Source organism: Amycolatopsis saalfeldensis (assembly GCF_900110575.1).
Taxonomy (GTDB): domain Bacteria; phylum Actinomycetota; class Actinomycetes; order Mycobacteriales; family Pseudonocardiaceae; genus Amycolatopsis; species Amycolatopsis saalfeldensis.
Map to the genome: position 1 here is coordinate 326129 of NZ_FOEF01000003.1, position 22401 is coordinate 348529.

A 22401-nucleotide genomic window follows, 5' to 3' on the forward strand; every position below is an offset into this window, starting at 1 on the left:
CGGGAGAGGACCCCATGACCGACCCGCTGATCGACCGGATCACCCCGCGCCGCACCCGCGTCGGCCTGGTGGCCGGCGGGCTCGGCGCGTACTGGCCGCAGTTCCCGGAGCTGCTGCCGCAGTTGCGGGCCTCGGCGCGGCGGGTGGCCGCGCGACTGTCCGATCTGGACTGCGAGGTGATCGACGCCGGCTTCGTCTCCGACGCCCAGGAGGGCGCGGCGGCGGCGGAACGGCTCCGGGTGGCCGACTGCGACCTGATCATCGGGTTCCTCACCACGTACCTGACCTCCAGCATGCTGGCCCCGATCGCGCAGCGCAGCGGCTCGCCCGTGCTGCTGCTGAACCTCCAGCCGACCGAGGCGATGGACCACGCGAGCTTCGGCACCGGCGCGTGGCTGGCCTACTGCGGCGCCTGCCCGCTGCCGGAGATGGCGAACACCTTCCGCCGCGTCGGCGTCGAGTTCCGGTCGGTCTCCGGCTACCTCGAAGACGAGCGGGCCTGGACGCGGATCGGGCGGTGGATCAAGGCGGCGGGCGTGCGGGCGGCGTTCCGCCACGGCCGCCACGGCCTGCTGGGCCACCTGTACCCGGGCATGATGGACGTCTCCACCGATCCCACGCTCGTCTCGGCGCAGCTCGGCGGGCACGTCGAGATCCTGGAGGTCGACGACCTGCGCGTGCGCGTGGAGCAGGTCACCGACGCCGAGACGGGCGCGCGGATGGAGCTCGCGCGCAAAGTGTTCACTGTGGACGAGTCCGTTGTGGACGAGGATTTCGCCTGGGGCGCCAGGGTTTCCGTCGCGCTGGACCGGCTGGTGGCCGACTTCGGGCTGGACTCGCTCGCCTACTATCACCGCGGCCTCGACGGCGAGGCGCACGAGCGGGTCGGCGCCGGGTTCATCCTCGGCGCTTCGCTGCTCACCGCCCGCGGCATCCCGGCCGTCGGCGAGTACGAGCTGCGCACGTCACTGGCCATGCTGCTGATGGACCGGCTCGGCGCCGGCGGCTCGTTCACCGAGCTGCAGGCGCTCAACTTCCGCGACAACGTGGTCGAGATGGGCCACGACGGACCGGCGCACCTGGCGATCAGCGCGAGCCGGCCGCTGTTGCGCGGGCTCGGGGTGTACCACGGCAAACGCGGCTGGGGCGTGTCCGTCGAGTTCGACGTGAAGCACGGGCCGGTGACGCTGTGCGGCCTCGCGCAGGGGCGTGACGGCACGTTCTCGATCGTCGCGTCGGAGGGCGAGGTCGTGCCCGGCCCGCTGCTGGAGATCGGCAATACCACCTCGCGCGTCGACTTCGGCTGCGATCCGGGGGAGTGGACCGACGCGTGGTCGGCCAGCGGCATCGCGCACCACTGGGCGCTCGGCACCGGGCACCGGGCCGGCGAGCTGGCCGCGGTGGCCGACCTGCTGGGGCTGGACCTGACCGTGGTGCGGGTGTGAAACGGCTGGCCGCGGTCGACCTCGGCGCGTCCAGCGGGCGCGTGATGGCCGGCTCGGTCGGGCCCGGGCAGCTGGAGATCGAGGAGGTGCGGCGCTTCCCGAACGGCGCCGTGCGCGCGGCCGGGACGCTGTACTGGGACGTGCTCGGCCTCCACCGCGAAATCCTCGCCGGCCTCGGCCAGGCGCACCGCGCCGGACCGCTGGACGGCATCGGCATCGACTCGTGGGCGGTGGACTACGGGCTGCTCGACGCGCGCGGGAACCTGCTCGGCAACCCCGTGCACTACCGCGACGCGCGCACCGAAGGCGTGCTGGAGCGGGTGGTGCGGACGGTGCCGGAGCGGGAGCTGTTCGACGTCACCGGGCTGCAGCAGCTGCCGTTCAACACGCTGTACCAGCTGGTGTCCGAAAAGGACCGATTGGCCACCGCGTCGACCCTGCTGCTGATCCCGGACCTGCTGGCCTACTGGCTCACCGGGCAGGCCGGGGCCGAGCACACCAACGCCTCCACCACGCAGCTCTACGACGTGCGCGCGCGGACCTGGGCGACCGGGCTGGCCGGGCGCGTCGGCGTGCCCGCCCGGCTGCTGCCGCCGCTGCGCGAGCCGGGGGAGCGGATCGGCACGCTGCTGCCGGACCTGGCCGCCGAGCTGGCGCTGCCGGAGCTGCCGGTGGTCGCGGTGGGCTCGCACGACACCGCGTCGGCCGTGGTCGCGGTGCCGGCCGAGCCCGGCGCGAACTTCGCCTACATCTCCTCGGGCACCTGGTCTCTGGTCGGGCTGGAGCTGGACGCCCCGGAGCTGGGCGACGCCGCGCTGGCCGCGAACTTCACCAACGAGGGCGGGGTCGACGGCACGATCCGGTTCCTGCGCAACGTGATGGGCCTGTGGGTGCTCACCGAGACGCTGCGGACGTGGTCCGCCCGGGACGAGCGGGCCGAGCTGGCCGAGGTCCTGGCCGAAGCCGCCGCCGCGCCGCCGCTGGGCGCCGTGGTGGACGTGGACGCGCCCGCGTTCCTGCCGCCCGGGGACATGCCGGCACGCATCGCCGCCGCCTGCCGGGAGACCGGGCAGCGGCCGCCGGCGACCCGCGGCGAGCTGGTCCGGTGCATTGTGGACAGTCTCGCGCTGGCCTACCGCCGGACCGTCCGCCAGGCCGCGCGGCTGGCGGGCCGGACGGTGGACGTGGTCCACATCGTCGGCGGCGGTGCCCACAACACCCTGCTGTGCCAGCTGACCGCCGATGCCTGCGAGGTCCCGGTGCTGGCCGGCCCGGTCGAGGCGGCCGCGCTGGGCAACGTGCTCGTGCAGGCCCGCACCCTGGGCGCCGGCCTGCCGGACCTGGCCGCGATGCGCGAGCTGATCCGCCGGACCCAGCCGCTGCGGCGGTACACGCCTTCGGGCGGGGACTGGGCCGCCGCCGAAGCCCGGCTGCACCCGGCCGGGGTGTCGCGGTGAAGGCCTCCATCACCGCCTCCGACGCGGGTGAGGAGTCCTTCACGGACTTCGACGCGGGTGGGGAGGCCTTCGCGGACTTCGCGCGGCCGAGGACCCGGCCCGCCATCGTCTTCGCGGACTGAGGAGGAGCGGTGCACGCGTCGCTGGCACGCGAGGAGATCGCCCTGCTCGCCCTGCTGGCCGAAGGCCTGCCGCTGGAGGCCATCGCGCGGCGCCTGGACCTGTCCGACCGCACGATCCGCCGCCGCGTCCGCTCCATCTGCGACCGCCTCGGCCTCGAGACCCCCATCCAGGCCGTGGTGTGGGCGGCCCGGCGCGGGCTGGTGTGACCAGTAGCATCAGCGGCGACCGGTCAGGAGGAAGGGGAGCGATGCCCGCCGAGCTGGAGCTGATCCGCGCGGAACTGGTGGCCGACCCGGACAACGCCTGGGCGCGGGAGCTGGGCTACGAGCCGGTGTTCGCGGCGGCGCCGGGCGCGCGGATCGCACTGATCGGGCAGGCCCCCGGCCGCAAGGCGCAGGAGAGCGGCGTGCCGTGGGACGACGCGAGCGGCGTCAAACTGCGCGAATGGCTCGGCGTGACCGACGAGCAGTTCTACGACCCCGCGCTGTTCGCCATCCTGCCCATGGACTTCTACTTCCCCGGCAAGGGCGCCTCCGGCGATCTGCCGCCGCGCAAGGACTTCGCGCCCAAGTGGCATCCACGGCTGCTCGGCCGGCTGCCGGACATCGCCTTGACGCTGCTGGTCGGCGGGTACGCGCAGAAGTACTACCTGGGCGCCTCGGCCGGGGCGAACCTGACCGAGACCGTCCGCGCGTACCGGGACTACCTGCCCTCGAAGCTGCCGCTGGTGCACCCGTCACCGCTGAACTTCCGATGGCAGAAGAAGAACCCGTGGTTCGAGGCCGAGGTGGTGCCCGCGCTGCGCGCGAGGGTGCGCGAGGTGCTCGCCTGAGGCGGTCCCTCCACTGTGGACATGGTGGAGGAACCGCCTCAAGCCCAGGCCGGCCGGTGCAGCTCGTCCCAGGAAGGCACGCGCGGGGCGAAGCGCAGCGACAACCCGGCCTCGGCCGGGGTCCGGTCGGCCTTGCGGGAATTGCAGCTGCGCGCCGTGCCCCCGCACGCCGCGACGGTGTTGAGCCAGCTGGTGCGCTCGCCGCCGCGGGAGAGCGGCACCACGTGGTCGACCGTGGTGGCGCGGCGGCCGCAGTAGGCGCACTGGTGGCCGTCCCGCTGCAGCACGCCCCGGCGCGACCAGCGCGGCGGGCCGGAGTAACGCCACTTCATCACCACGTAGCGCACCAGCCGCACGACCTTGGGACGCGGGAACAGCCCGCCGAAATCGGTGCCGTCGGTCTCGTGGACCACCGCCACGTCACGCACCAGCATGCGTATCGCGTGGGCGACGGACACGGTGTGCAGGGGCTCGTAGCCGGCATTGAGGACCAGTACTCCCATGGCGACGGGCACCTCCCTTCGGGAGTCGGGCGGGCGGGAACGAAAAAAGCCGCCCGGCTCGGTTTCCCGACGGGCGGCTCCCTGCGTAGGACGCGCTGGGCACGTCACGGCGGGGAGCCTGGGGTCGCTAGGGCACACAACGGGCAAAGCTCGTCGCACAGCGAGGCGCGCTCGTTGCTGCGCGCCTGGTGCATGGCCTTGCCGGGCATGGGGTGCTCCTCGTTCTCGGACGTGGTCATCATGACCGAAGCCGGACCGGCCCGTCAACGCCGATAACGTTGCGATTGCCAGGCCGGACGCCCCGGCCGCGGCCCGGCGCCTCCACTGTGGACATTTCCGGCGTCAGCCGGGCGGCACCGTGGACAGCAGCAGTGCGAACGCGTCTTCCACGGCCGCCGCCAGCGCTCGCGGCTCCGGCCCCGCGACGGTCCGGCCCGCGCGGAAGCACCCCAGCGCGAGCTGGGCGGCCAGTGCCGCCTCCAGCTCGGGCATGCCCTGCGTCCGCAGTGTGGAGACCATGGCTTCGGCCAGGTTCAGCAGCTTGCGTTCGCCGCGGTCGTGCAGCTCCGGACTGTCGCTGACGAGCCGCATGCGCAGGCGGTAGCGCTTCGCGTCGGCGGTCACCGCCTCGCACATCGCGTGGACGGCGGCGCGCGCCTGGTCCAGCGCCTCGCGCAAGGTGGGCGGCGTTTCGGCGGGCTCGGCGCGCAGGCCCAGCAGCCACTCGGCCATCCCCCGCTCTTCGGCGAACAGCACTTCCTGCTTGTCGCCGAAGTACCGGAAGAACGTGGTCCGGCCGACCTCCGCGCGCTCTGCGATCTCCGTGACCGTCACGTCCGCGAAACCACGCTCGGCGAACAGCGCGAAAGCCGCGTCGACGATGGCTTCCTGGGCCCGCCGGCGTTTGCGCTCGCGGAGCGGGGGCAGCGGCGGCATGGCGCCAGGCTAGCCGATCCGGTCCCGGATGTCGTACGGTACTCAGTGCCAATTAGTACTCAGTTCCGGAGGTGGCCGACCACCGGCTTGTTCCGCGACGCCTTTCGCGCACTCGCCCGCCGCGTCCGGCGCCATGCTCGCGAAGGCCGTCGCCGGACCCCGCCCCGGCGAAACGGGCGCGTACGTCGACCGTGAGGAAGAGCTGTGCGCCTTGCCGGTCGAAGTCGGCTGATTCCCGTTCCGGGCACGGGATTCCGGCTTCAGCGGCCGTACAGCTCGGTCAGCAGCGCGACCGCCTCGGGGGTGGCCGGGTGCGGGTCGCGGCGGGGCCAGGCCAGGTGCACCGGCACGGGCGCGGCGTCGCGGACGCGGCGGTAGGCGATGCCGTCCCGCCGGTACTGCGTGACGGTGGCGTGCGGGGTGATCCCGACGCACCGGCCGGTCGCGATGGCGGCGAGCCAGTCGTCCACATCGTGGGTCTGCCCGACCCGCGGGCGGGCGTCCTCGGGCCACAGGTCGACCGTGGTGGTGCCGGTGCGGCGGTCGATCACCAGCTCGCGCCCGGCGATCTCGGCGAGGGTGACCGTGCGGCGGCGCGCCCACGGGTCGTCGGCCGCCATCGCGCAGTAACGGGCCTCGTAGCCGACGGTCCGGTGGGCGTAGTGGCGGGGGTCGACCGCGGTGCGCAGCACGGCGACGTCGCACAGGCCCTCGGCCAGGCCGCCGGTCGGGGTGTTGGTGCGGACCACGAGCAGCTCGACGTCCGGGTGCCGGGCGGCCCAGCGCCGCTGGAACTCGGCGGTGTGCCGCCCCAGCGCCGACCAGGCGTGCCCCACCCGCAGCCGGGTGTGTCCGGTGGTGGCCTCGCGGACCAGCTCGTCGGCCTCGGCCAGCAGGTGCCGGGCGCGGGCGAGGACCTGCACGCCCGCGGTGGTCGGGACGACGCTGCGGCTCGTGCGGTGCAGCACCCGCACGCCGAGCACCCGCTCCAGCGCGAGCAGCGTCCGCGACACCGCTGCCTGCGACACCCCCAGCTCGATCGCCGCGTCGGTGAACGTGCCGGTGTCCACGATCGCGGCCAGGCACCGCAGGTGGCGCAGCTCCAGATCCATGCGTTCAGCGTATAGCCGCGCTGTTTCATGCATTTTGCGCATGGATGGCCACGGCGCACGCTCGGGCCATGACGACGACCGAACGCGCGGCCGGGACAGCGCCGCAGGAGCGCCGCGCCGCCGGGGTGGCGCTGATGCTGGGCAGCGCGCTGGCCAACCAGACCGGCGCGGCGACCGGGGCGCTGGCCTTCCCGGTGGTCGGCCCCGCCGGGGTCGTGGCGGTGCGGCAGTGGGTGGCCGGCGCGCTGCTGCTGGCCGTCGGACGGCCGCGGCTGCGCTCGTTCACCGCGCGGCAGTGGCGCCCGGTCCTGGCGCTGGCGGCCGTGTTCGGCACGATGAACCTCACGCTGTACAGCGCGATCGACCGCATCGGCCTGGGGCTCGCGGTGACGCTGGAGTTCCTGGGCCCGCTCGCGGTGGCGCTGGCCGGCTCGCGCCGGAAGCCGGACCTGGCGTGCGCGCTCGCCGCCGCGGGGGCCGTGGCGGTGCTGGCCCGCCCGCAACCCACCACGGACTACGCCGGCATCGGGCTGGCGTTGCTGGCCGCGGCCTGCTGGGCCGGCTACATCCTGCTGAACCGGACCGTCGGACGGCGCCTGCCCGGCGTGCAGGGCACCGCGGCCGCGGCCGGCGCGTCCGCACTGGCCTACCTTCCGATCGGGGTGCTCGCCTTCGCGCACCACCCGCCGACGACGGCTGCCCTCGGACAGGCGCTCGTCGCCGGAGTGCTTTCCTCGGCCGTGCCGCTCCTGGTCGACCTGCTGGCTCTGCGCCGGGTGCCCGCCGCGTTCTTCGGCGTGTTCATGAGCGTCAACCCGGTGCTGGCCGCGCTGGTCGGCCTCGTGGTGCTCCATCAGCACCCCGACGCGGCCGCTTGGACGGCGATCGCGGTCATCGTGGCGGCCAACTCGGTGGTCGCCGGACGGCGGGCGCCGGCCGTGTCGTAATCGACACAGTGTCGATTTAATCCGACGCGATGTAGAGTCGATGGCATGACCACTCGGACCTTCCTCATCACCGGTGTCAGCAGCGGCCTCGGCCGGGCCTTCGCGCAAGGGGCGCTCGACGCCGGGCACACCGTGGTCGGCACCGTCCGCAAGGCGGCCGACCTCGCGGCCTTCGAGGCGCTCGCCCCGGGCCGGGCCCACGCGCGGCAGCTCGACGTCACCGACGACCACGCGGTACCGGCCGTGGTGGGCGAGATCGAAGAGACCGTCGGGCCGATCGACGTCCTGATCGCGAACGCCGGTTACGGCCACGAAGGCGTGTTCGAGGAGTCACCGATCGCCGAGCTGCGCGCGCAGTTCGACGCCAACGTGTTCGGCGTCGCCTCGACCGTGCAGGCGGTGCTGCCGTCCATGCGGAAACGGCGTTCGGGGCACATCTTCGCGGTCGGCTCCATGGGCGGGCTGATGACGGTGCCGGGGCTGGCCTACTACTGCGGCAGCAAGTACGCGGTCGAGGGAATGCTCGAAACCGTCGCCAAGGAGGTGGCCGGCTTCGGCGTGCACGTCACGATCCTCGAGCCCGGCTCGTTCCGCACCGACTGGGCGGGCCGCTCCATGGTCCGCAGTGAACGGTCCATTGTGGAGTACGACGAGCTGTTCGAGCCCATCCGCGCGGCCCGGCAGGCGGCCAGCGGCCATCAGCTGGGCGATCCGGCGAAGGCCGCCGAGGCGGTGCTCCGGGTGATCGACTCGGAGAAGCCCCCGGTGCACCTGGTGCTGGGCTCCGACGCGCTGCGCCTGGTCGCGGCCGGCCGCTCGGCCGTCGAAGCCGATTTGCGGGAGTGGGAGGGCCTTTCGCGGTCCACCGACTTCCCGGACGGCCACCAGATCGTGTCGAACCGGCCGTGACCGGGCCCGGGAAACGGCGCTCGGCCCCGACCAAGGGGGACCGGCGGGAGCAGGCGATCCTCGACGCGGCCGAGGCGTTGCTGGAGCACGAGAGCGTCGAGCCGATGACGGTGGAGACGATCGCCAAGGGGGCCGGGATTTCGCGTGCCTCGCTGTATTTCTACTTCGGCTCCAAGCACGAGGTGCTCGCCGCGCTGGTGGCGCGCACGGTCGCCGTGCTGCGCGAAGACGCGCTCGGCGCGGCCGGCGACACCGTCTCCAGTCCCGAAGAGACGGTCCGCGAAGCCGTGCGGCGCACCGCGAAACAATGGCGCGAGCACGGTTTGGTGATGCGCGCGGCGGTGGACTTTTCCGCGGCCGTCCCGGAAATCGGCGAGCTGTGGCAGGACACGCTCGCTTCCTACGCCGAGGCGATGGCCCGCGTCCTGGTCCGTGGTGGCATCCCGGACGAGAAAGGGCCCGAGGGCGCCGCCGCGTTGGCGCGCGGCCTCTGCTGGATGACCGAGCGGACGTTCTACTGGGCGTCGGCTCGCCCCCGCGAACTGCGCGCGGCGACCGAGACCTGCGCCCGGATCTGGCTGCGGGTGCTCGCCTCCGCCGAAAGCGCGTAATCGGCGGGAAAAGTGTCCTTTCAGCCCTACTTTCGTGCTGAGGAAAGCTAATACGTATTAGCGTCTTGCCTTTGTCTCGCGTGGCTGCCTAACGTCTTGGCCACGCCGGACGAAGGAGTTCACCGATGGTCTTGTCGCGACGCGGGATGCTGTTCGGGACGGTGGGGCTGGGCGCCACCCTGGGGCTCGGGCTGACGCTGCCCGGCGGGGTCGCCGCCGCCTCCGTCACCCCGCCGGCCGGGCCGTTCCCGGCCCTGCCGCCGCTGCCCGCCGGCGCCCCGGTGCGCAAGCTGTTCAGCCCGCTGGAGCAGCGGTTCGGGCCGTACCTGGCGATCCTGCCCGGAATGGTGAACGACATCGAGGTGACCGACCCGGCGACGCTCGGCTATATGGGCGGCGGCTGGTGGCGCACCCCGAGTGTGCCGACCAACGCGCGGGTGCAGGAGCACGTGTTCACGCTGAGCTGGTTCCATGCGAACGCGCGCTCGTGGAACCCGTACTCCGGCAACGCGGCCCTGCTGAAACGCCTCGACGCGGCGATCGCGCATTATCTGAACCTGCAGCACGCCGACGGTTCGTGGCCCGAATACAGTGTGACCGAGCAGTCCAAGGCCGCCACCGGGTTCGGCCTCGGCTACCTCGCCAAGACGCTGGCCAACCTGCGCCAGGCGAACGCGCTGCCCACCCGCCGCGGCCAGATCGGCACCGCGCTGCACCAGGGCATGACCTGGTTCCTCGAGCCGGCCAACCCGATCTGGGCGTCGCCGATCCACTACGCCAACCAGAACACCTCCGGCCTGGCCAGTTCCACCCGCGCGCTGAAGCTGAACCCGGACGCGGCGATGCAGGCGAAACTGGCCAGCCGGATCGCGTACCTCGCGGCGCACGGGCAGAGCCCGGCCGGGTTCTTCTACGAGCCGACCGGGATGGACATCAACTACAACTTCGAGGTGATGCTCCCGGAGCTGGCCGAGATCTACGTGCTCACCGGCGACAAGACCGTGCTTTCGATGGCCTCGAAGTTCGCGGGCTGGTTCGGCTACAACGTCGTGCGCGAGCCGGACGGCACCGGTTCGCTGACCTACGTCGGCATGTCCGCCCGCACCACGGTGACCGGTTACGACAACGTGATCCCGGACCCGGACCGCACGAACCTGGCCTCGTTCTTCGTCCCCGAAGTCCCCGCGCTGGCCCCGTTCTTCACCTCGGCCGAGGACCGCGCCGCGACGAGGGCGGCGTGGGCGGCCGCGTCCGGCCCGGCCCCCGGACTGGCCAAACAGGACACTTCGCCGCGGATCATCGCGCACGCGCCGTACGGGGAATCGTTGCCTTCCAAGGCGGCCAAGCAGGCGGCGATCGCCAAGCTGCCCTACCTGGCGAGCAAGGACTTCGCGGTGCAGCGCCGTGACGACCTGACGAAGCAGGCGTACACCTTCATCCGGCGGCCCGCGCTGTACCTCGCCGCGTTCTTCGGCACCCGCCCGTCTTCGGAGGTGCGCGGCTCGGCCGGGCTGCTGTGGCACCCGGCCGCGGGCGCGATCGTGCAGAGCCAGCAGGACGACACCCAGTGCTGGGCGAGCCTCCTGCCCAACGGGAACCCGGACGCGCGCAGCAACCTCGACGCCACCTACCAGGTCGGCGGACGGGCTTGGGACGGTCAGCGGATCGTGCCCGGCAGCGCGCCGGTGGTGGTGGCGTACGCCCTGCCGGACGGCCGGATCCGCACCACGCTCACCGTCACGCCGAACACGGTCACCCGCGCGGTGAAGGGCACCAGCGCGCTCACCGAGCAGGTCCCGCTGGTGCTCAAGCCGACCGACACAGTGTCCTTTTCGGACGGAACCCCGATCGGCCACGGCCGGAATTCCGCCGCGACCGCGACCGGGCTGACCATCCACCGCGGCGGCAAGGCGATCACCATCGGCTGGGGCACCGCACTCGCCGCCTCGGTCACGGCGACCACGGTGAACGTCCTGTCCACCGGTGGCCGCCGGATCCACGTGCTGAGGGTCCCGCACGGCGGAACCCTCAGCACGGTCATCACCCTGCCGTGATCGCCGCGCGGTAGGAGTGGGTGCCCGGGGTGGCGGTGAAACGCCGGTCGCCCAGCCGGATCTGGCCGTGTGTGCCCGGCGGGGCGGTCACGGTCAGCGCGATCGAGGAGCCGTTCTTCTGCCAGCTCACCGTGATCGGCCCGTGCGGCGTGGGGACCTGGCCGCGGGCCCAGGCGACCGGCCCGGGGTGCGGCTCCACGGTGAACGTCGCGAAGCCCGGGGTGAGCGGGGTGACGCCGAGCAGGTCATTGGTCAGCGCGGGCAGCACGCCGGTGGACCAGCCGTGCGCGGCGGAGGTGTAGGCGCCCTCGTACATCGAGCCGCCCGGGCCGATGCCCTCCCAGTCCGTGACCCCCGGGTCGTGCGCGGCCATCGTGCCGTACATCCGCTTGATCTCGTCGACGGCGGAATCGGCCTGGCCGCTGCGGAACCGGGCCTGCAGCTCGGGGTAGGAGGTGAACGCGTACACCCGCTGCGAACCGCCGGCGATGAGGGAATCGTTGTCCATGAACGAGTTCCCGTACGGCAGCGCGGTGTGCTGCGCCAGGTAGCCGAGCGCCGAGGCCGTGCGCGCCGGGTCGGCGACCCCCGCGACGACCGCGATGCTGTTGCCGTCCTGGCCGTGCCGGACCGGTCCCGTGGCGGCGTCGAGGTACGCGCCCGCCGCCGGGTCCCACAGGTGGGTGTTGATCGCGCTCGACACGGCCGAGGCGCGCTGCGACCAGCGGTCGGCGTCGGCGGGGCGGTGGAGCGACCGCGCCAGCTGGGCCGCGTCGGTGAGCGCCTGGACGTACAGCGCGTTGTAGTAGGTGACCTCGCCGTCGCGGGGCAGGAACGCGTAATCGCCGTAGCCGCTGGGCCTGGACAGCAGCCCGCGCGCGTCGGTCATCGACGGGTACCAGCCGTCGAGCGTCTTGGTCAGCGCGGCGTAGTACTTCGAGCCGTAGCCGGTGTCTCCGGTGTAGAGCACGTAGTCCCAGCTCGACGTGACCCACCACAGTGGATAGTCGAACAGGGGGAGCGTGTAGTCGTTGATCGACGCGGGCGGGATCCAGCCGTCGGCGCGCTGGTGATCGGCCAGGTCGGCGAGCACGGTGCGGGCCGCGGCCGCGGTGTCGTGCGTGAGGTAGGTGGTGCGGCCGGACACTCCGACATCGCCGACATACGGGTCGCGGTCGCGTTTCGCGCCGTCGTGCAGCACCAGCTTTCCTTCCAGGGTCGGGCTGGCGGCGTTGCGCGGCTCGACATCGGTGGCGCGGAAGGTGTCGGTGACGAGTTCGTTGGTGTAGGCCGCGCCGTACCAGTAGCGGTTGAGCTCCTCATCGGAGGACTCGAACCAGCCGGTGTAGCCCGCCGGGGTGCCGAGCACCCCGGTGAACAGCAGCGAGACGTCGTCGAGGCGGACCTCGCCGCTCGGGATCGCGGCCGGGGCGTCGCCGGGCAGCGCGTCGAGGCTGATCCGGACGTAGCGGAAGCCGTGCAGGCCGTCGGCGCAGACCTGGCTGCCGGACTGGCAGCCCTTCGTGTCCGTCCACTGTGAACGTCCACTGGGGACGGCGTGCTGGTCGGTGCCGGGCCCGCCGGCGAAATCGGAGCGGGCGAAGTCGGACCGGTCGGTGAGGTACTGCCGGGTCTCGGAAAACGCCAGCCGCACCCCGGGATTCCCGGCCGAGGCACCGTCGAAGGCGAGCTTCGGGTACCCGACCACGACCTTGCCGAAGTCGACCACCAGCGAGGGCACCGGCGGATCGGCGACCAGCCCCGGCCACAGCTCGTTCACGCGGGTGAACTCGCCCTTGTCCGTCGCCTGGTCCTTGGTCACGGTCAGCCGGACCTGCGTGGTGGTCACCGGCCGGTCGAACGGGACGGCGAGCTGGGCCTTGGTGTTCCCGGTGACCGTCGCCGCGGTGTGCCAGGCGGCGCCGTCCCAGGTGTCGACGGTGAAGTCCTGCGGCACGCCGTCGCTGCTCGATTGCAGGGTGACGCCGGGCAGCGCGGTCGACGGCGTGGTGACGGTCAGGCTGTCCGGGTACGCGGCGAGCGTGTCGTCGTTCCAGAACGTGCCGGTGTCCCCGTCGATGGCGTTCGCGGCGTCGTAGGTGCGGGGCCGGCCATCGTTGCCGTTGTTGGGGGCGTGCGAGCTGGACGCGGTGGCGGTGGTGCCGGCGGGCCACCGGGGCTTGGCGGGCGCGGGCGGGCGGCGCAGCGTCGTCACGCCCGCGCCGAGCACCCCCTGTGGATTCGTCACGTCGCCGCTCACCTGCGTGACGGCGACGGGCCGGACGTCCCGGCTCTGCGGTCCGACGATGTAGCGCTGCCAGGACGGCGCCGCGTCGACCGGCGCATTCGCCAGCGCGGGCACGAGCAGCACGGTGACACCCAGAGCGAGCCCACGGACCAGGCGGCGATGCCTCATGGCGAACCCTCGATCTTCAGCGGGGACGGGGTTTGAAACGTTTCAGACTCTTGCTGGGAAAAGTTTAAGAGGCGTGTCAAGAGACCTCCGTCGGCAGCCGGACGGCGGAAGGCGGCGCTCAGCCGGCGCATGCGAAACCCGCGCGGCCCCCTTTTCGAAAAGGGGGCCGCGCGGGTCAGTGTCTACTGTGGATTCAGGCCGCGCCGGTGATCTGCTCGTTCAGGTAGAGGAACGCGCCGACGCCGTGGAAGTCGTTGGTGGCGCGGGGCCGCGCGAGGTAGAACGGCGCGTCGCCGACGTTCGTGCCGACGCCGATCTGGGTGATCTGCGTGGCGCCGCCGTCGGCGATCGAGACGCGGTCTCGCACACCGGCGTATCCGGCGTCCACCACCGGCTGGTAGTCCTTCCCGAGATACCCGCGCTGGATCCCGCGCGAAAGCGTGTACGTGAACAGGCTCGAGCACGAGGTCTCGGTCCAGTTGCCCGCCAGCGTCGGCCTGACCGGCAGCTGGAACCACCGGCCGGTCGCGGGGTCCTGCCACTTGCGGAAGCCGTCGGCGAGATAGCGCACGATGCCGGTCAGCGCGCCGCGGTCCGGCGCCGTCTGCGGAAGCGCGTCGAGCACGTCGACGTTCGCCGCGCCGAACCAGCCGACCGCGCGGCACCACACTTCGGGGGAGTGGCCGGTGGCCGGGTCGGACCAGCTCGCCTTATGCGTTTCGTCGTAGGCGTGGTACAGCAGGCCGCCGGGATTGCGCAAGTGACCGAAGTAGGTAAGCAGCTGCTTCGCCGCTTGTGTGGTGGCGAAGGAATCGCCGGTGTCCGCGCCGTAATGCGCGAGGAACGGGGTGAGCATGAACGCGCCGTCGGCCCACAGCTGCCCGGTCAGGCCGGTGTTGTGGATGAACCCGCCGTCGGAGGTCTTCGGGTAGGTGTCCAGGCGCGTGCGGATGCGCTGCGCGGCGAGCGAATAGCGCTGGTCGCCGGTCTGCTGCGCGAGGATCAGGAAGACGTTGCCGGCGAGCATGCTGTCGAGGTCGTTGTAGGCGTTGCCGGTGCTGCCGTCCGGCTTGACCTTCGCGGCGCCCCAGTCCTCGAGGTAGTCCACGTACCGGGAGTCGTGGGTGCGCTGGTAAACGCGGTACAGGCCGAGCAGGAACAGGGCGTCGGTGTAGCCCAGTCCCAGTGAGGCGGCGGGGTGCGCGGCGATCGTCGAATCCGCGACCGCGCGGGAGAGGTCGGCGCGCGTCGCGGCCGAGGCCGCCACCGGCGCCTGCAGCAGGCCGACGGCGACGAGAATGGTGCACAGTAATCGGAAAACGGTACGGTTCGCCAAGGGGACCAGCTCCTTTGCCGGGGTACGCCGGTGATCTTCGGCGTGAATCGCCGAAACGGTCAACCGCCCGCCGGGGAAAAGAACCGGACAGAAAACGGGACTAATATATCGATGGGGGCGTTGTTTTCATTGACTTCCCCGGCGGCCGGCCGCTTCCCTGTTCTTGGTGCCCTGGTCGCGGGGCGCCTCGCTTCGGCTGGAGGAGCCCACCATGGTCCTGGCCCGGATCGCCCGCCTGTCCGCGGTGCTCCTGCTGGCCCTCGCCGCGCTGGTCGTGCCGGCCGCGACGGCCACCGCCGTCACCGCCACCGATGTTTCGGTGAACGGGACGGCGACGGGCCGGACCTTCGACGGCGTCGGCGCGATCAGCGGCGGTGGCGGCAATTCCCGGCTGCTGCGCGATTATCCGCCGGAGCAGCAGGCGCAACTGCTCGACTACCTGTTCAAGCCCGGTTACGGCGCCGCGGTGCAGCTGCTGAAGCTGGAGATCGGCGGCGACGCGAACTCCACCGACGGCGCCGAGCCCAGCCACGAGCACGTGCGCGGCCAGGTGAACTGCGACGCCGGCTACGAGTTCTGGCTGGGGGAGCAGGCGGTCGCGCGCAACCCGGGGATCAAGCTGGTCGCGCTGCCGTGGGCCGCGCCCGGCTGGATCGGCGGTGGGAACTTCTGGTCCCAGGACATGATCGACTACGACATCTCCTGGCTCGGCTGCGCGAAGCAGCACGGACTGACCGTCAGCTACCTCGGCGGCTGGAACGAGAAGGGCCACAACACCGCCTGGTACAAGGATTTGCGCACCTCGCTCGACGCCAACGGCTACGGCTCGGTGCAGATCGTCGGCGACGACACCGACTGGGGGACCGCCGACGACATGCTGTCCGACCCGGCGTTCGGCAAGGCGGTCGGCATGGTCGGCGCGCATTACCCGTGCGGCTACCTGTCCGACGCGACCTCGTGTGCTTCCAGCGCGAACGCCGTTGCGACCGGGAAACCGCTGTGGGCCAGCGAATTCGGCTCCCAGGACCAGGATTCCGGCGCGCAGTTGTTGATCCGCAGCGTCACCCGCGGCTACCTCGACGGGCAGATGACCGGCTTCATGAACTGGCCGATCATCGCGGCCCTGTACCCGAACCTGCCGTTCAACACGGTGGGCCTGGCGACCGCGAACTCGCCGTGGTCGGGCGCGTACCAGCTGGGCAAGAACCTGTGGGCGACCGCCCAGGTCACCCAGTTCACCCAGCCCGGCTGGAAGTTCCTCACCGGCTCCGCGAGCGGCTACCTCGGCGGCGATCGCGCGAACGGCAGCTACATCAGCCTGAAATCGGGCAATGGCACGGACTACTCCACCATCTACGAGACGACCAGTGCCACCAGCGCGCAGACCGTGAACGTCCAGGTCTCCGGCGGGCTGGGCACCGGCGCGGTGCACGTCTGGTCGAGCGACCTCGGCTCGGCCAACCAAGCGGACTACTTCGTCAAACAGGCCGACGTGACCCCGCAGAACGGCTCGTACTCGCTGACGCTGCAGCCCGGCCGGGTCTACTCGGTCACCACCACGACCGGGCAGGGCAAGGGCACCGCGACCGCGCCGGCCGAGCACGGCCTGGCGCTGCCGTATTCCGACAACTTCGACGGCAACACCACCGGCACCGAGGCGAAGTACTTCTCCGACATGCAAGGCGCGTTCGAGTCCCGCCCGTGTGCCGACGGCCGCGCCGGGCAGTGCCTGCAGCAGGTCGCCCCGGTCAAGCCGATCGAATGGCAGGGCGACAGCGACGCGTACGGCCTGATCGGCGACCTGGCCTGGCGGGACTACAGCGTCGCGGTCGACGTGGACCTGCAGCAGTCCGGCACCGTCACCCTGCTGGGCCGGGCGAACACCCAGAACCGGCCGCAGAATCGCCAGGCCGCCTACCAGCTGCGCCTGGACGAGCGGGGCGCGTGGTCGATCGCGAAGAACGACAGCAACGGCGAGCTGACCACCCTGGCTTCGGGCACGACCGGCGCGCCGGGACTGAACTCGTGGCACCGCGTCGGCCTCAGCTTCTCCGGTGACGACATCACCGCGACGCTCGACGGCGCCACCCTCGGCACCGCCGCGGACAGCTCGTTCCCCGCGGGCCAGGCCGGGTTCGGCGTGGCCGGCTACCAGACGGACCTGTTCGACAACCTGTCGGTGGCCGCGGCCCCGCCCGGGAACCACAGCGGTGTCCTCAAAGGACTGGAGTCCGGGATCTGCGCCGACGTGCCGAAGGTGAGCGACCAGAACGGCACCGCGATCGCGCTGTGGGACTGCAACGGCGGCGTGAACCAGCAGTGGACGGCCACCCCCGCCGGGCAGCTGATGGTGTACGGCACCAAATGCCTCGACGGAACCGACCCCGCGGCCGCGCGGATCCAGGACTGCACCGGCGCGGCCGCGCAGAAGTGGGACCTGAAGGCCGACGGCACCGTGGTGAACGGCGGTTCGGGCCAGTGCCTGGCCGCGTCCGGCACCGCGCCGGCCGACGGGCTCGGCACGGCGTCGTGCACCGGCGCCCCGAACCAGGGCTGGGCCCGCAGTCCGGCGCCGAGCATGCTGCAGGGCCGCGCGTCCGGCCGGTGCGCGGACGTGCCCGCGGGAGACTCGACGCCCGGCGTCCGCCCGACCCTGTGGGAATGCCACCACGGCAGCAACCAGGAGTGGACGTCCACCGCCACCAACCAGCTGACCGTGTTCGGCAACCGCTGCCTCGACGTGGTCGGCGGCGGCACGGCCGACGGCACCCCGCTCCAGATCAGCGAGTGCACCGGCGTCGCGGCCCAGCAGTGGCGGGTCCGCTCGGACGGCGCCGTGGTGAACGTCGCGTCGGGCCAATGCCTGGACGCCGAGGGCGGCGGCACCGCGGACAGCACCCCGCTCGTGGTCTCCGGCTGCACGGGATCGGCGAGCCAGCAGTGGACGCGGGCGTAACGCCGGGGCCCCGGCGAGCGACCGCGTCGGCAGAGGGCACAGCCGATCCGGCGGGAGTCGAACGATGGCGGACAACGAGCAGTCAGCGAACTACGAGACGGCCGCGCGGCAGCTGGACGAGACCTTCAACAAGGGAGGGACCCACGACCCTGAGACCCCGGTCATCCGCGTCCATTCCGTGCCCGATCCCCTCCGGCCGGTCCCGGACCCCGTGACGCCGGCCCCGGCCGCGAATCCGGAGGCGGAGCCGAGCGGCGCGTAACCGTGGTGCCGTCGACCGCCGGCGGCCTGGCCGGGCTCCTGCTCATCCTGGCTCCCGGGATCTGGTATGAGCTGATCCGCCAGCGCTCCCGCCCGGGACGCGGGGATTCCGCCTTCGTCGAGGTTTCGCGCATCCTGCTGGCCGGGGTGCTCGTGAGCCTGACCGCGCTGATCCTGCTCGGCGGATTCCGCGCGCTCGACCCGCGGCTGCTCGCCGACCCGCAAGCCCTGCTGTCCCAGCCGGGGTACCTGGCCGCGCACCTCGGCCTGGTGGCCTGGACGGTGGCCTGGTTCCTGGTCCTCACCATGACGATCCCGGCCGTGTGGCTGTACAACACGCCCGGGAAGAACGCGCACGCGGAGATCCGGCAGGAGAGCCAATGGGTCTCCTACTTCGACCGGATACCGCGGCGCGATGCGGCCGACCAGGGCTTGCCACCGCCGGAATTCACCTACCTGCAGGTGCGCACGGCCAGCGGCGTGCTCTACCGCGGCCGTCTCGCCGGCTACGACAACGGCCTCGACCTCGACGCCCGTGAGCTGACCCTCGGCCGGCCGCACCTGATCACCAAACCGGTCGGCGAACCGTGGGAGTCGCTGGAGCCCGACGGGTGGAGCGTGGTGATCATCCGGGGCAACGAGATCAAGGACATCCACGTGCTCAACGTGGTCCCGGACGACGGTCCCGCCCCGGCCCGGCGCCGCCGGGTGCCGCGGATCCCGGCCCACTCGCGGCTGGTGATCCTGCTGGCCCTGGAACTCCTGGCACTGGGCCAGCTGGCCGCCCTCGGCCGGTGAGCGTGAACCCCTGACCGCGCAGGACATCCGCTGTCGCACGAGAACTGGTAGTTGTGGAGAAGGCACAGCGAGCGACAGCGAGGAGACACCCGGTGGCCCGACGCCCGCGCATCGACGATCTGACCGCCATCGCGGTTCCCGAGCAGCCGGCCCTTTCGCCCGACGGCAGCCGGGTGGTCTACGTGCTCCGCATCGCCGATGCCGAGGCCGATCGCGTCACCCGGGCGTTGTGGCAGGCGGGGGTCCGGTCCGGGCGGCCGCGCCGGTTGACGCGCGGGGAGGCCGACGTCGCCCCGGCGTGGTCGCCCGACGGCAGTCAGCTGGCGTTCCTGCGCGCGCAGGAACGCGGTTCGCAGCTCTGGCTCCTGCCCGCGGACGGCGGCGAGCCCGAGCAGCTGACCCACCTGCCGCTCGGCGCCGGCCGCCCGGTGTGGAGCCCGGACGGCACCCGGATCGCCTTCACCGCCGGCGTCGACCGGGAGGCCGCCGAGAACGAGGACGACGCGGCGCGCACCCGTCGCGCGGACGCCCCGATGACGGTGGATCGCCTGGGCCACAAGGCCGACGGCGCCGGGCGGCTGCGCTCGCTGCGCAGCCACCTGCACGTCTTGGACGTCGCCGCGAAGAAGGTCCGCCGGCTCACCGACGGCGACTGGCACACGAGTGACCCGGCCTGGTCGCCGGACGGCCGGAAGCTCGCTTTCGCCGCGGCCACCGCGCCGGACGCCGACCTCGTCGCGCGCCAGCCGGTGTACACAGTGGACACTGACGGCCCCGCGGCCGAGCCGGTCCTCGCCGGTCTCGAGGAGGGCGTCGGCGTCACTGCCGAGTGGCTCGCCGACGGTTCGGGACTGGTTGTGATCGGCGCGGAAAGCGACGCCACCGGGCACCTTCGCCTGCTGCGCCTGCCGTTCGACGGCCCGCCGGCCGAGCTCGCGGCCTCACTCGACCGCAACCTGATGCCCGGCGGGCCCGCGTACCCCGGCGCGTTGCCGCAGCTCACGAACGAGGGCCGCGACGTGCTGTTCTGCGTCCGCGACCGCGGCTGCACCCACCTCTACTCGGTCCCGGTCGACGACGGTGACCGGCCGCGCCCGGTCGTGAGCGGCGCCGGGCGGACCGTGGGCGGCCTGTCCGTCGCGGGCGGGACCGCCGCGATCGTGCTGGCCACCCCGGGCTCGTACGGCGAAATCGTCGGCGTCGACCTCGCCACCGGCACGGAGACGGTGCTGACCCGGCACGGGCTCGAGGACGTCGAGCTGTTCCGCCGCGAGGAGCGCGAGTTCACGATTTCCGACGGCACGGTGGTCCAGGGCTGGCTGATGCGCGACCCCGCCGTCGAGGGTCCCGGGCCGTTGCTGCTGGACATCCACGGCGGCCCGCACGGCGCGTGGAGCGGCGTCGCCGACCCGATTCGGCTCTACCATCAGGAACTCGTCGCCCGCGGCTGGACGGTGCTGCTGCTGAACCCGCGTGCGAGCGACGGCTACGGCGAGGCGTTCTACAACGCCGCTCTCGGGGCGTGGGGCGTGGCCGACGCGAAGGATTTCCTGGAACCGCTGGACACTCTCGTCGCCGAGGGCGTGGCCGATCCGGCGCGGCTCGCCGTCACCGGTTACAGCTACGGCGGCTACCTGACCTGCTACCTCACCAGCCGCGACAACCGGTTCGCCGCGGCTGTCGCGGGAGGCGTGGCCGCCGACCTGACCAGCATGGCCGGCACCTCCGACGAGGGGCACCTGATCAGCGAGTACGAGTGGGGCGGGCAGCCGTGGACCGGCGGCCCGGACCTGGCGGGGATGTCGCCGTACACGAAGGTCGCCGACGTGCGGACGCCGACGCTGATCCTGCACGGGGACAACGACTTGCGCTGCCCGGTCGGGCAGGCCGAGCAGTGGCACACGGCCCTGCGCGAACTCGGCGTGCCGACCCGGCTGGTGCTCTATCCCGGTGCCAGTCACCTGTTCATCCTCGAAGGCTCGCCCTCGCACCGGCTCGACTTCAACCGCCGCGTCGTCGACTGGGTCGAGCAGTACGCCGCGGGTCCGGAAGGCCCGCGGCGGCCGCGGATCGACGCCGCCCACTGGCAGCGCCGCCTGTCCGAGCTGGCTCGGCGGCACGGGGTGCCCGGCGCGCAGCTGGGCATCCTGCGGCTGCGCCCGGGCGGCGAGGACGAGCTGGCCGAGGCCGCCCACGGGGTGCTGAGCACCGCCACCGGCGTCGGGACGACCACCGACTCGGTCTTCCAGATCGGCTCGATTTCGAAGGTGTGGACGACAACCCTGGTGCTGCAGCTCGTCGAGCAGGGCTTGCTGGACCTCGACGCGCCGCTCACCGACGTGCTGCCGGAGCTGCGTCTGGCCGGCCCCGCCGCGGCCGAGACGACCATGCGCCACCTGCTCACGCACACCAGCGGCATCGACGGCGACGTGTTCACCGACACCGGCCGCGGCGACGACTGCCTCGAGAAGTACGCCGCCCTGCTGGCCGACGTGGCGCGGAACCATCCCCTCGGCGCCACCTGGTCCTACTGCAACTCCGGGTTTTCCTTGGCCGGCCGGGTGATCGAGAAGCTCACCGGGTCCACATGGGACATTGTGGTGCGCGAGCGGCTGATCACCGCGTTGGCGCTGAAGCACACCGTCACATTGCCGGAAGAGGCGCTGCTGCACCGCGCGGCCGTCGGGCACTTCGGGGCCGACGAGCCGGAGCCCGCCCCGGTGTGGGGACTGCCGCGGTCGGCCGGGCCCGCCGGGCTGATCACCGCGAGCGCCGCGGACGTGCTCGGCTTCGCGCGCCTGCACCTGACCGGCGGGCTGGCCCCGGACGGCAGCCGAGTGCTGGGACAGGAGAGCGCCGAGGCGATGGCCGCGTTCCAGACCGGCCTGCCCGACAAACACGCGTTCGGCGACTCGTGGGGCCTCGGCTGGATCCGGTACGGCTGGGGCGGCCACCGGCTGATCGGGCACGACGGCAACACCGTCGGCCAGTCGGCATTCCTGCGGCTGCTGCCGGAACAGGGCCTCGCCGTCGCGCTGCTCACCAACGGCGGCCGCACCCGCGACCTCTACCAGGACCTCTACCGGGAGGTCTTCGCCGAGCTGGCGGACGTCGAACTGCCGGTGCCGCTCGGCCCGCCCGCGCAGCCGGTGAACGTTGATTTCGAGCCGTACCTCGGCACGTACGAGCGGACCGGCGCGCTGATGGAGGTGTTCCGCGGCGAGGACGGGGCGCGGCTGCGCGTCACCGTCACCGGGCCGCTCGCCGAGCTGCTGCCGGAGAAGGTGCAGGAGCACACGCTGGTCCCGGTCGAGCCGGGCCTGTTCGTGGTCCGGTCCACCCAGGGGCGGGGCTGGCTCCCGGCCACCTTCTACACGCTGCCCACCGGCGACGAGTACGTCCACTTCGGCGGCCGCGCGACACCGAAGGTCCGCCGTCACGCTTGCACTAACGAGTGATTTCGATCGACACTTTCAGTGAGCGAACGTGCCACCTCGTAGTGACTTTCGGTCACTGTCGGTCAGTCCGGGCCTGTGACCACCGGGTATCCGCAGGTCCGCTCGCGAATCCCTAGTGCCCCTAATCGGCCGGGTCCCGAAGCCCCCTAGTGGTGCTCCGCAAAACCCGGGGTGGCCCCCGTTGGCCCCCAGATGGCGCCGCCCTAAGTTCGTCCCGGAGCCACCGGCTCGTCGGCATGTCCGACGG

General features: G+C 72.3%; 19 protein-coding genes. 13 read left to right on the forward strand and 6 right to left on the reverse strand.

Features of this window, described 5'->3' with window-relative positions; all coding sequences use genetic code 11:
- Positions 1 to 14 precede the first annotated feature (14 nt).
- The 5 genes from BMY97_RS09180 to BMY97_RS09195 are packed head-to-tail and all read left to right on the forward strand — an operon-like array spanning position 15 to position 3857.
- Positions 15 to 1445 (forward strand): L-fucose/L-arabinose isomerase family protein, encoded by a 1431-nt coding sequence (locus tag BMY97_RS09180; protein WP_091615396.1) that lies wholly within the window; start codon positions 15 to 17, stop codon positions 1443 to 1445.
- 5 nt (positions 1446 to 1450) lie between these two features.
- On the forward strand, positions 1451 to 2902 hold the full coding sequence (locus BMY97_RS09185; protein WP_091616248.1) for a rhamnulokinase: 1452 nt from the start codon (positions 1451 to 1453) through the stop codon (positions 2900 to 2902).
- Positions 2899 to 3024: a hypothetical protein gene (locus BMY97_RS49065; protein WP_281246889.1), complete on the forward strand. Its 126-nt coding sequence runs from the start codon at positions 2899 to 2901 to the stop codon at positions 3022 to 3024. The genes BMY97_RS09185 and BMY97_RS49065 overlap by 4 nt, the downstream gene beginning before the upstream one ends.
- A 9-nt stretch (positions 3025 to 3033) precedes the next feature.
- The gene (locus BMY97_RS09190; protein ID WP_091615398.1) at positions 3034 to 3231 is read left to right on the forward strand and encodes a LuxR C-terminal-related transcriptional regulator; all 198 of its coding nucleotides are present in this window, start codon (positions 3034 to 3036) and stop codon (positions 3229 to 3231) included.
- Between the two features lie 41 nt (positions 3232 to 3272).
- Complete coding sequence (locus BMY97_RS09195; RefSeq protein ID WP_091615401.1) at positions 3273 to 3857, forward strand: uracil-DNA glycosylase family protein; 585 nt, start codon at positions 3273 to 3275, stop codon at positions 3855 to 3857.
- 38 nt (positions 3858 to 3895) lie between these two features.
- Here the strand turns inward: BMY97_RS09195 and BMY97_RS09200 are convergent, their stop codons facing one another.
- From BMY97_RS09200 to BMY97_RS09210, 4 genes are all read right to left on the reverse strand, one after another.
- Positions 3896 to 4360 (reverse strand): HNH endonuclease, encoded by a 465-nt coding sequence (locus BMY97_RS09200; protein WP_091615403.1) that lies wholly within the window; start codon positions 4358 to 4360, stop codon positions 3896 to 3898.
- A 104-nt stretch (positions 4361 to 4464) separates the two neighbouring features.
- Positions 4465 to 4602 carry a hypothetical protein gene (locus BMY97_RS46945; protein ID WP_177231246.1) on the reverse strand — a complete coding sequence of 46 codons (138 nt, stop codon included), beginning with the start codon at positions 4600 to 4602 and terminating at the stop codon, positions 4465 to 4467.
- A gap of 100 nt (positions 4603 to 4702) precedes the next feature.
- Positions 4703 to 5296 (reverse strand): TetR/AcrR family transcriptional regulator, encoded by a 594-nt coding sequence (locus tag BMY97_RS09205; protein ID WP_091615406.1) that lies wholly within the window; start codon positions 5294 to 5296, stop codon positions 4703 to 4705.
- Positions 5297 to 5556: 260 nt separating this feature from the next.
- Positions 5557 to 6408, reverse strand: a complete 852-nt coding sequence (locus BMY97_RS09210) for a LysR family transcriptional regulator (protein WP_091615410.1) — start codon at positions 6406 to 6408, stop codon at positions 5557 to 5559.
- 68 nt (positions 6409 to 6476) lie between these two features.
- Here BMY97_RS09210 and BMY97_RS09215 point away from each other — a divergent pair, with 68 nt between their 5' ends.
- From BMY97_RS09215 to BMY97_RS09230, 4 genes are all read left to right on the forward strand, one after another.
- Positions 6477 to 7355, forward strand: a complete 879-nt coding sequence (locus BMY97_RS09215) for an EamA family transporter (protein WP_091615413.1) — start codon at positions 6477 to 6479, stop codon at positions 7353 to 7355.
- Positions 7356 to 7400: 45 nt separating this feature from the next.
- Positions 7401 to 8264, forward strand: a complete 864-nt coding sequence (locus BMY97_RS09220; RefSeq protein ID WP_091615416.1) for an oxidoreductase — start codon at positions 7401 to 7403, stop codon at positions 8262 to 8264.
- Positions 8261 to 8875, forward strand: a complete 615-nt coding sequence (locus tag BMY97_RS09225; protein ID WP_091615418.1) for a TetR/AcrR family transcriptional regulator — start codon at positions 8261 to 8263, stop codon at positions 8873 to 8875. The genes BMY97_RS09220 and BMY97_RS09225 overlap by 4 nt, the downstream gene beginning before the upstream one ends.
- 125 nt (positions 8876 to 9000) lie before the next feature.
- Positions 9001 to 10929 carry a hypothetical protein gene (locus tag BMY97_RS09230; protein WP_091615421.1) on the forward strand — a complete coding sequence of 643 codons (1929 nt, stop codon included), beginning with the start codon at positions 9001 to 9003 and terminating at the stop codon, positions 10927 to 10929.
- Here the strand turns inward: BMY97_RS09230 and BMY97_RS09235 are convergent.
- A complete protein-coding gene (locus tag BMY97_RS09235; protein ID WP_091615425.1) occupies positions 10916 to 13345 on the reverse strand; it encodes an alpha-L-rhamnosidase-related protein in 2430 nt (809 codons plus the stop codon). The genes BMY97_RS09230 and BMY97_RS09235 overlap by 14 nt on opposite strands.
- A gap of 193 nt (positions 13346 to 13538) precedes the next feature.
- The gene (locus tag BMY97_RS09240) at positions 13539 to 14681 is read right to left on the reverse strand and encodes a glycoside hydrolase family 88/105 protein (RefSeq protein ID WP_091615427.1); all 1143 of its coding nucleotides are present in this window, start codon (positions 14679 to 14681) and stop codon (positions 13539 to 13541) included.
- A 211-nt stretch (positions 14682 to 14892) separates the two neighbouring features.
- Between BMY97_RS09240 and BMY97_RS09245 the strand changes: the two genes are divergently transcribed.
- From BMY97_RS09245 to BMY97_RS09260, 4 genes are all read left to right on the forward strand, one after another.
- The gene (locus tag BMY97_RS09245; RefSeq protein WP_091615429.1) at positions 14893 to 17637 is read left to right on the forward strand and encodes a ricin-type beta-trefoil lectin domain protein; all 2745 of its coding nucleotides are present in this window, start codon (positions 14893 to 14895) and stop codon (positions 17635 to 17637) included.
- A 64-nt stretch (positions 17638 to 17701) separates the two neighbouring features.
- On the forward strand, positions 17702 to 17899 hold the full coding sequence (locus tag BMY97_RS09250; protein ID WP_091615432.1) for a hypothetical protein: 198 nt from the start codon (positions 17702 to 17704) through the stop codon (positions 17897 to 17899).
- A gap of 5 nt (positions 17900 to 17904) precedes the next feature.
- Entirely contained in the window at positions 17905 to 18696 is a 792-nt protein-coding gene (locus BMY97_RS46950) for a DUF6338 family protein (protein ID WP_177231247.1), read from the forward strand.
- Positions 18697 to 18788: 92 nt separating this feature from the next.
- The gene (locus BMY97_RS09260; protein ID WP_091615438.1) at positions 18789 to 22154 is read left to right on the forward strand and encodes a serine hydrolase; all 3366 of its coding nucleotides are present in this window, start codon (positions 18789 to 18791) and stop codon (positions 22152 to 22154) included.
- Positions 22155 to 22401 lie beyond the last annotated feature (247 nt).

Coding starts and splice junctions, on each gene's coding strand:
- BMY97_RS09235 (WP_091615425.1), bottom strand. CDS start 13,345: ATGAGGCATCGCCGCCTGGTCCGTGGGCTCGCTCTGGGTGTCACCGTG.
- BMY97_RS09245 (WP_091615429.1), top strand. CDS start 14,893: ATGGTCCTGGCCCGGATCGCCCGCCTGTCCGCGGTGCTCCTGCTGGCC.
- BMY97_RS09205 (WP_091615406.1), bottom strand. CDS start 5,296: ATGCCGCCGCTGCCCCCGCTCCGCGAGCGCAAACGCCGGCGGGCCCAG.
- BMY97_RS09250 (WP_091615432.1), top strand. CDS start 17,702: ATGGCGGACAACGAGCAGTCAGCGAACTACGAGACGGCCGCGCGGCAG.
- BMY97_RS09210 (WP_091615410.1), bottom strand. CDS start 6,408: ATGGATCTGGAGCTGCGCCACCTGCGGTGCCTGGCCGCGATCGTGGAC.
- BMY97_RS09200 (WP_091615403.1), bottom strand. CDS start 4,360: ATGGGAGTACTGGTCCTCAATGCCGGCTACGAGCCCCTGCACACCGTG.
- BMY97_RS09230 (WP_091615421.1), top strand. CDS start 9,001: ATGGTCTTGTCGCGACGCGGGATGCTGTTCGGGACGGTGGGGCTGGGC.
- BMY97_RS09180 (WP_091615396.1), top strand. CDS start 15: ATGACCGACCCGCTGATCGACCGGATCACCCCGCGCCGCACCCGCGTC.
- BMY97_RS09220 (WP_091615416.1), top strand. CDS start 7,401: ATGACCACTCGGACCTTCCTCATCACCGGTGTCAGCAGCGGCCTCGGC.
- BMY97_RS46945 (WP_177231246.1), bottom strand. CDS start 4,602: ATGATGACCACGTCCGAGAACGAGGAGCACCCCATGCCCGGCAAGGCC.
- BMY97_RS09215 (WP_091615413.1), top strand. CDS start 6,477: ATGACGACGACCGAACGCGCGGCCGGGACAGCGCCGCAGGAGCGCCGC.
- BMY97_RS09195 (WP_091615401.1), top strand. CDS start 3,273: ATGCCCGCCGAGCTGGAGCTGATCCGCGCGGAACTGGTGGCCGACCCG.